Source organism: Vibrio sp. (genome assembly GCF_047973365.1).
In the GTDB taxonomy this organism is placed as follows: Bacteria; Pseudomonadota; Gammaproteobacteria; order Enterobacterales; family Vibrionaceae; genus Vibrio.
This window is the reverse complement of the sequence record NZ_JBKEBW010000105.1, coordinates 1-3,418: the sequence shown is the minus strand read 5'-3', so window position 1 is coordinate 3,418 and position 3,418 is coordinate 1. Positions and strand designations below refer to the sequence as shown.

Annotated in this window: 5 protein-coding genes; 3 read left to right on the top strand and 2 right to left on the bottom strand. The window is 42.7% G+C overall.

Going from position 1 to position 3,418, the window contains the following annotated elements; translation table 11 throughout:
- On the top strand, positions 1–329 hold a 329-nt coding region (gene hpt, locus ACK5MF_RS13765; RefSeq protein WP_416923154.1), incomplete at its 5' end, for a hypoxanthine phosphoribosyltransferase.
- A gap of 196 nt (positions 330–525) precedes the next feature.
- Here the strand turns inward: hpt and can are convergent.
- The gene (gene can, locus ACK5MF_RS13760; protein ID WP_416923152.1) at positions 526–1,194 is read right to left on the bottom strand and encodes a carbonate dehydratase; all 669 of its coding nucleotides are present in this window, start codon (positions 1,192–1,194) and stop codon (positions 526–528) included.
- Between the two features lie 249 nt (positions 1,195–1,443).
- Between can and ACK5MF_RS13755 the strand changes: the two genes are divergently transcribed.
- Together ACK5MF_RS13755 and ACK5MF_RS13750 are read left to right on the top strand one after the other, a co-directional pair.
- Complete coding sequence (locus ACK5MF_RS13755; protein ID WP_416923150.1) at positions 1,444–2,355, top strand: ABC transporter ATP-binding protein; 912 nt, start codon at positions 1,444–1,446, stop codon at positions 2,353–2,355.
- 9 nt (positions 2,356–2,364) lie between these two features.
- Positions 2,365–3,135 (top strand): ABC transporter permease, encoded by a 771-nt coding sequence (locus ACK5MF_RS13750; RefSeq protein WP_416923148.1) that lies wholly within the window; start codon positions 2,365–2,367, stop codon positions 3,133–3,135.
- Positions 3,136–3,204: 69 nt separating this feature from the next.
- On the opposite strand, the gene ACK5MF_RS13745 is transcribed toward ACK5MF_RS13750, so the two are convergent.
- Positions 3,205–3,418: IS3 family transposase (locus tag ACK5MF_RS13745; protein ID WP_416923146.1), on the bottom strand; the 214-nt coding region annotated here is incomplete at its 5' end.

The window sequence follows — 3,418 nt, the reverse complement described above, 5'->3', positions numbered from 1 at the left end:
GCTATGGTAACTCTATGACGAGCTCTCGTGATGTGCGCATCCTGAAAGATCTGGATGATGACATCAAAGGTAAAGATGTACTGCTTGTCGAAGACATCATTGATACAGGTAACACGCTAAACAAAGTGAAAGAAATTCTTTCGCTACGTGAGCCTAAATCAATTCAGATTTGTACCTTGCTTGATAAACCATCTCGTCGTGAAGTCAATGTTGAAGTCTCGTGGGTTGGTTTTGAAATTCCGGATGAATGTGTTGTCGGTGTCGGCATCGATTATGCACAACAATACCGACACTTACCCTTCATTGGTAAAGTCATTCCACAAGCGTAATTGCTGGTTGATAAAGTCCTTTCCGTCATTCCAGCGAAGGCTGGAATCTACTTACAGCACGCGTTGTTATTAGATTCCAGATATTTCGTTCCGAAATTCTGGAATGACGATGTTGGGTCTGTCATCAGTCTGAAGCCCACTTAGTGGGCTTTTTGCTATTCATAGGTTTTTGCTGGTTATAGGGTTTTGCCGGTGATCAGCGACAAAGCAGCTTATATTCAGGGTTAAGAATTTTTTCCAGAGCCTTTTGATAAGTGTCATTGATGGTTTCACGTGAATTACAACGAACACCCAGATACTCGAGCTTACCATCTTCGATGCCATAGACAACGCCGTGAAGCTCAACTTCTTGTCCGCGTTCCCAAGCATTTTGCAGGATGGTGGAGTTTGCTAAGTTGTGAACTTGTTCTGCGACGTTTATTTCTGCAAGTTTGTCAGAGCGATCGGCTTCGGGCATCTGCTCAATATATTTTCGGTGCTTAAAGTATAAGTCACGAATATGCAGCAACCAGTTGTTGATCAATCCCAGTTGTGGATTTTCAATCGAAGCGGTAACACCACCACACCCATAGTGACCACAGATGATGAGGTGTTTCACTTTAAGTACATCTACCGCATATTGTACTACGGAAAGACAGTTTAAGTCGGTATGGATGACTTGGTTGGCAACGTTACGGTGAACGAACAATTCGCCTGAGTATAGACCCGTTAAACGTTCGGCTGGCACGCGGCTGTCTGAACAACCGATCCACAAAAAATCAGGGTTTTGCCCTTCAGCGAGCTTAGTAAAGTACTCTGGTCGGTCTGCTTTAATTGATTCTGACCACTTTGAGTTATTATCGAATAGTTGTTTAATCTCTGGCATGTTACTTCCTTTAAATGGCTATCCCGACTATACACAATGTCATTACGTCAATCTCTGACTATTTCGCCTGGAGATTACTCATCTGAGCAGTATAGAAAATTATCCATGATTTCCGCAGATTAACAACTGCGTGATTGATAAGGGTATTTGATAATCTATCTCTGGATGTCAAAACTATTTTTCGCCTAGGGTTGAAAACTGGCGTTAAAATCGGCACATATACGGTATTCCCAAAAAAAGAGCTCCATTATGTACGCATTAGAAATAGAGCAGTTGCGCAAAACTTACGCTGGAGGTTTTGAAGCGCTGAAGGGCATTAGTGTGTCTGTCAAAAAGGGCGACTTCTACGCCTTACTGGGACCTAACGGTGCAGGTAAATCAACCACTATCGGTATCATTTCTTCATTGGTTAATAAATCTTCCGGCAAAGTGAAGGTGTTTGGTTTCGACATTGATACTCATCTCGAACAGGCTAAGCAGCAGTTGGGGTTAGTGCCGCAAGAATTTAACTTCAACCAGTTTGAAACCGTTGAACAAATTGTCACTCAGCAAGCGGGTTATTATGGTGTTTCTAAAGCTGTGGCTAAAGAACGCGCAGAGAAGTATCTGACTCAGCTCGATTTATGGGAAAAGCGTAAAGAGCGTGCTCGTAACCTGTCTGGTGGTATGAAGCGTCGTTTGATGATTGCTCGCGCGTTAATGCATGAGCCGCAACTGTTGATCCTTGATGAACCGACGGCTGGGGTTGATATCGAACTTCGCCGTTCGATGTGGGAGTTTTTGAAGAAAATTAATGCGCAGGGCATCACGATCATTCTGACTACGCACTATCTGGAAGAGGCGGAAATGCTGTGTCGTAACATTGGCATTATTAACCGTGGTGAAGTTATCGAAAACACCACCATGAAAGGTCTGCTTTCAAAACTCCACGTGGAAACCTTTGTTCTGGATATTGAGAATGAAAGCCAATTATCAGAGCTTGATGGCGTTATTTCACAAACCCTGAAAGACGGCTCGCTAGAGATTGAAATCGAAAAGACTGAAGGGCTCAACCACATCTTTAGCCAATTGACTGAGCAAGGTGTGCGAGTGCTGTCTATGCGTAATAAAGCTAACCGTTTAGAAGAGCTGTTTGTTCGCATCGTACGTGAACAGCGTTAAGGAATTTGTATGTATCAGATTTATTGGACGGCTTTTGTTAGCTTATTAAGTAAAGAAGTGACTCGTTTTACGCGAATTTGGGTGCAAACCCTGGTTCCACCTGTGATTACCATGTGTTTGTATTTCATCATTTTTGGTAACTTGATTGGTTCGCGTATTGGTCAAATGAACGGCTTCAGCTATATGGAATATATCGTGCCTGGTTTGATCATGATGTCGGTAATCACTAACTCGTACTCGAACGTGGCATCTTCATTCTTTAGCGCTAAGATGCAAAAAAATATTGAAGAGTTGTTGGTCGCTCCAGTGCCTAACTACGTCATCATCGCCGGATATGTGATGGGTGGCGTTACTCGTGGTCTACTGGTCGGCGCTTTAGTGACCTTTGTCTCTTTGTTCTTTGTTCATCTGAATGTGGAGCACTGGACCGTGATCGTCATGACGGTATTGATGACATCAATTGTGTTTTCATTAGGCGGCTTAATTAATGCGGTGTTTGCGAAAACTTTCGATGATATCTCTATTGTACCGACCTTTGTTCTTACGCCGTTAACCTATCTGGGAGGCGTGTTTTATTCGATTAGCTTGTTACCGGAATTCTGGCAGGGTGTCTCTAAAATTAACCCAATCGTTTACATGGTGAATGCGTTCCGTTATGGCTTCTTAGGCGTGTCAGATGTGGATATTGCCACTTCATTCAGCGTACTGAGTGTGTTTGTTGTGATTTTATATTGTCTTGCTCACTACTTAGTCACGAAAGGTAAAGGGTTACGAACCTAAGATTTCCAATCAGACACAAACCGCTCGTTCCCACGGTCTGAAGTGACCCCATAAAGTTGGACATTTCTGTTAAGCGGCTTGCAAGGCCTGATTTCGATATTCTATCGGAGTCAGGCCTTTAAATTTCACCTTAATCCGTTTTGTATTGTAATACTCTATATATTCTTCGATATTTGCAATCAGTTCATCAGCATCAGTGAAGCTTTGACCGTGATACATCTCTGTTTTGAGTAAAGCGAAGAAGTTTTCAGCCACTGCATTATCTAAACAGTTTCCTTTTCTC